Here is a 3,185-nt window from a genome sequence, read left to right as displayed (position 1 = left end):
TGGGGCGGGACATCACACACCTCCCGATCGGCACGAACTCGCACCAGTGCACCCAGAATAATGCAAACACCCTATTTTGTTAGGGGCTCTTAGGCCACCAGGTGAGAGGCATGCAGGATGACCCGTACCCGCTTGCCGATCAGCCGGATCGGCACCGAGTAGCGGTTGGTGTGGACAAGGATCCGGCCGTAGCGGTTGACCCGCGGTGTGAACAGCCGCCCGGTCTCGAACGGCTCCTCGGGCAGCGGCAGCAGCAGCGGCTGTTCGAGTGCGGACTCCTCCGAGACTGAAGGCGCGCGAACCCGTCTGGCCGTCGCGGGATCCGATGCGCCTCGTAGACAGTCTCGATGACATCGTGCGCGTGATCTCCAGCACCCCCGGCAGAACCGTCGCGGGGCTGCCTGTCACCCGATTCTCCAGCGCTGCCGAACTCGTACGGGGGCACCACAGTGGCATCGGTATCAACGCCGCGATGGTTCGGGAGCTGCTCCTCAGCCATCCCGGCGTCCGCGACGCGGAGTTCACCCTGCTCGAGAATGCGCCCGGCTCGGCCAGGCTCACGGCTACCGTGACGGTGGACGGCCGCGTCGATCCGGCGGAACTGATCGAGACATACACCGAGAGGCAGCGCTGGATCGACGGATCCGTGGTCCCCGACGAACTCCACATCGTGCAGGCGGCGATCTCCTGACGCTCCCACAGATGAGGTCCTCCGTCACCACTCGGCATCGACTGCATTCAACCGTGTGAGATTAGAGGGAATTGTGATGAATGACGAGACTGTTCTCGTGACCGGTGCCCGAGGCTATCTCGGATCAGTACTCATGAAGATGTTGGATGACCGGGGGTACGGAGCGATTGGAGTCGACAACAACGTTATCTCGCGCCAAGAGCTACGTTTGCGCAAAGGCCGTTACCTGGACGCCGACATCCGCGACGTCGCCGAATGGGAGAAGACGTTGGAAGGCGTGGACGCGGTCGTCCACCTGGCCGCCATCGTGGGGGATCCGGCGTGCAACCTGAACGAGGATCTCACGTGGGAGACCAACTACCTGGGCACGGTGTACCTCGCCGAAGCCTGCCGCCGCCGTGGCGTGCGCACCTTCGCATTCGCCTCGACGTGCAGCAACTACGGGCTCTCCTTCGGCGAGGCAGCGAACATCTACTCGCCGCTCCACCCACAGTCGGTCTACGCGGAGAGTAAGATCCATGCCGAGCACCACCTCCTGGTCGGCTCGGATGGGATCTTCGTCCCTAGGATCCTGCGGCTCTCCACCCTGTACGGGCTGTCGCCGCGCATGCGGTTCGACCTGGTCGTCAACATGATGACGGCGAGGGCGGTGACAGATCACAGGATCACCGTTCACGGCGGCAACCAGTGGCGTCCCTTCCTGCACGTGCGCGACGCGGCGAACGCGTTCGTCCAAGCCATCGAGTCCCGCGACGCCCTGGGCAGCAAGACATGGAACTGCGGGTCGAAGTCCCAGAACTACCGGATCGCGGACATCGCCGCGATCGTCGCGGGCGAGGTCCCGGAGGCGAAGATCGAGATCATGCAGTCGGTCGTCGACGAACGCGACTACTTCGTCGACTTCGAGGAGATTCGCGAGGACCTCGGCTTCACGCCGCAGCACGAGATCCTCGACGAGGTGCGGGCGATCGCTGCCGCGGCCCGGGAAGGGCGGTTCGGCGACGCGCGCGGGGCAAGGTACGTCAACGTCGACCTCATCCGCCACGCTCTTGACCGCGACGACCCCGTGGTGGAGTTGAGACGGCACAAGAGCCGGCCGCATATCAGCTTCGGGGCAGCTTGACGGAGTGTGGGAGCGGCGTATGAGGATCGAGAACGTCAGGGAGGCGAGGTCCGCCGGGAGCTCGAACTCTGACGGCATGCTGACGATGCTGGAGGGATACCGGCGTTGTCACGTTGTTGGGTGCGTGACTGTCTGATGGCGCATCGAGGCGTGGTGGTCGAAGGCCCGGGCCTGTGTTCAGGCCGTGATGGGCCGGCCGTCCCACCAACGTGTGCCCGCGCCGCATGTAATGACAGCGTCGGGCACGTGCTTGGTGGCGGCGTCGCCATCGGGACCAGTTCAGCGCGTGGTCGCGGCGTGGAGGATGGCGGCGGGGTTCAGTTGCCGGCAGACGATGGATTTCGGCTGGTGTGAGGGCCACGAGGTCGGGTGTGCCGGCGGGGTGAGGGTGCGGAGGGCCCCGGCCTGGGGGCTGGGGGGGCACGTTTTCCGGGGGCCTGTTTGGGTGCTGTCCGGCGGGGTCTGTTGGTCGTCAGCGTGTTCCCGCGGGGGGTCTGGGGGCAGGTCTGGTCGAGCAGCTTGCGGGGAGGGCGGGGCGAGGGGGTGCTTCGTTAGGGCTGTGTTGTGGGGGGTGTTCTTGGCCGTGTCGCGGGGGTCGGTGTTTTTGCTGGCCGTGTTGCGGTGGGCTGGTTGGTCGGGGTGGTGCTGGGCGGGCGGGGTGGCGGGTGGGCCGGGGCTGTCGTTGGGGGGTGTGGGTTTTTGGCGTGGTGTTTTCCCGCCGGGGTCCGCTTCCGTTGGTTGGTGTCGGGGGCCGGCCGGGGCCGTGCTGCCCGTCGTGCTGGTCGCCGGGCTCGCCGGTGGGTCTTACGGGTGGGCTCGCTGGTGGGTCTCCCGGGCGGGGTCGCCGGGTGGCGGTCGGGGCGTCATCCCGGGGGCCGGGTGGGGGCCGGTGGGGGGGGGGCGGGGGCCGGCGTGGGGGGTACTGCGGTGGTGGTAGCGGGGAATTGCTGCGCGCAGACGACGCGCGCGGGGCCGTGCTGGGGGGAGGGTGGGGGCGTGGAGCGGGGCCGTGGGGCGGTGCACCAGCCGTCCGCCGGCCCCGTGGACGGCGTGTTTTTCGCCCCGGCCCGAAGGGACTGGTCATGCTTACTTCCTCCCAGGACTGCCGCGCCATCGGCGACCTGCTCGAAGGACACGCGCTCGATGTGCTGGAGCCGGGCCAGGCGGGCGTGGTCCGCGCCCACCTGGCGGTCTGTGCTGGCTGCCGGGAGGAGCATCACTGCCTGGCGGCGGTGGCCGGGCACCTGTCCGTGCTGCGCACGGCGCTGGCGGACGAGGCCGGCCGGCGGCCGTGGTGCCTGTCCGGGGCGGCCGGGGGCCGCTCTGGCGCGCGCCGCCGGCACGGTGCGGCCCGGGGGGCCGGGGGCGGTT

General features: G+C 68.5%; 3 protein-coding genes. All 3 read left to right on the top strand.

The window, feature by feature from the left end; genetic code table 11:
- Nucleotides 1-361: 361 nt before the first annotated feature.
- Nucleotides 362-691 (top strand): hypothetical protein, encoded by a 330-nt coding sequence (locus AB0I73_RS40890; RefSeq protein ID WP_363045451.1) that lies wholly within the window; start codon nt 362-364, stop codon nt 689-691.
- 76 nt (nt 692-767) lie between these two features.
- Nucleotides 768-1,814 (top strand): SDR family oxidoreductase, encoded by a 1,047-nt coding sequence (locus AB0I73_RS40885; RefSeq protein WP_363045452.1) that lies wholly within the window; start codon nt 768-770, stop codon nt 1,812-1,814.
- Between the two features lie 1,082 nt (nt 1,815-2,896).
- A partial coding sequence (locus AB0I73_RS40880) for a zf-HC2 domain-containing protein (RefSeq protein WP_363045450.1) occupies nt 2,897-3,185 on the top strand: 289 nt, incomplete at its 3' end.

The sequence above is a fragment of the Streptomyces sp. NPDC050388 genome, assembly GCF_040655635.1.
GTDB lineage: Bacteria > Actinomycetota > Actinomycetes > Streptomycetales > Streptomycetaceae > Streptomyces.
This window is presented reverse-complemented; position numbering and strand designations above follow the sequence as displayed.

Coding starts and splice junctions, on each gene's coding strand:
- AB0I73_RS40885 (WP_363045452.1), top strand. CDS start 768: ATGAATGACGAGACTGTTCTCGTGACCGGTGCCCGAGGCTATCTCGGA.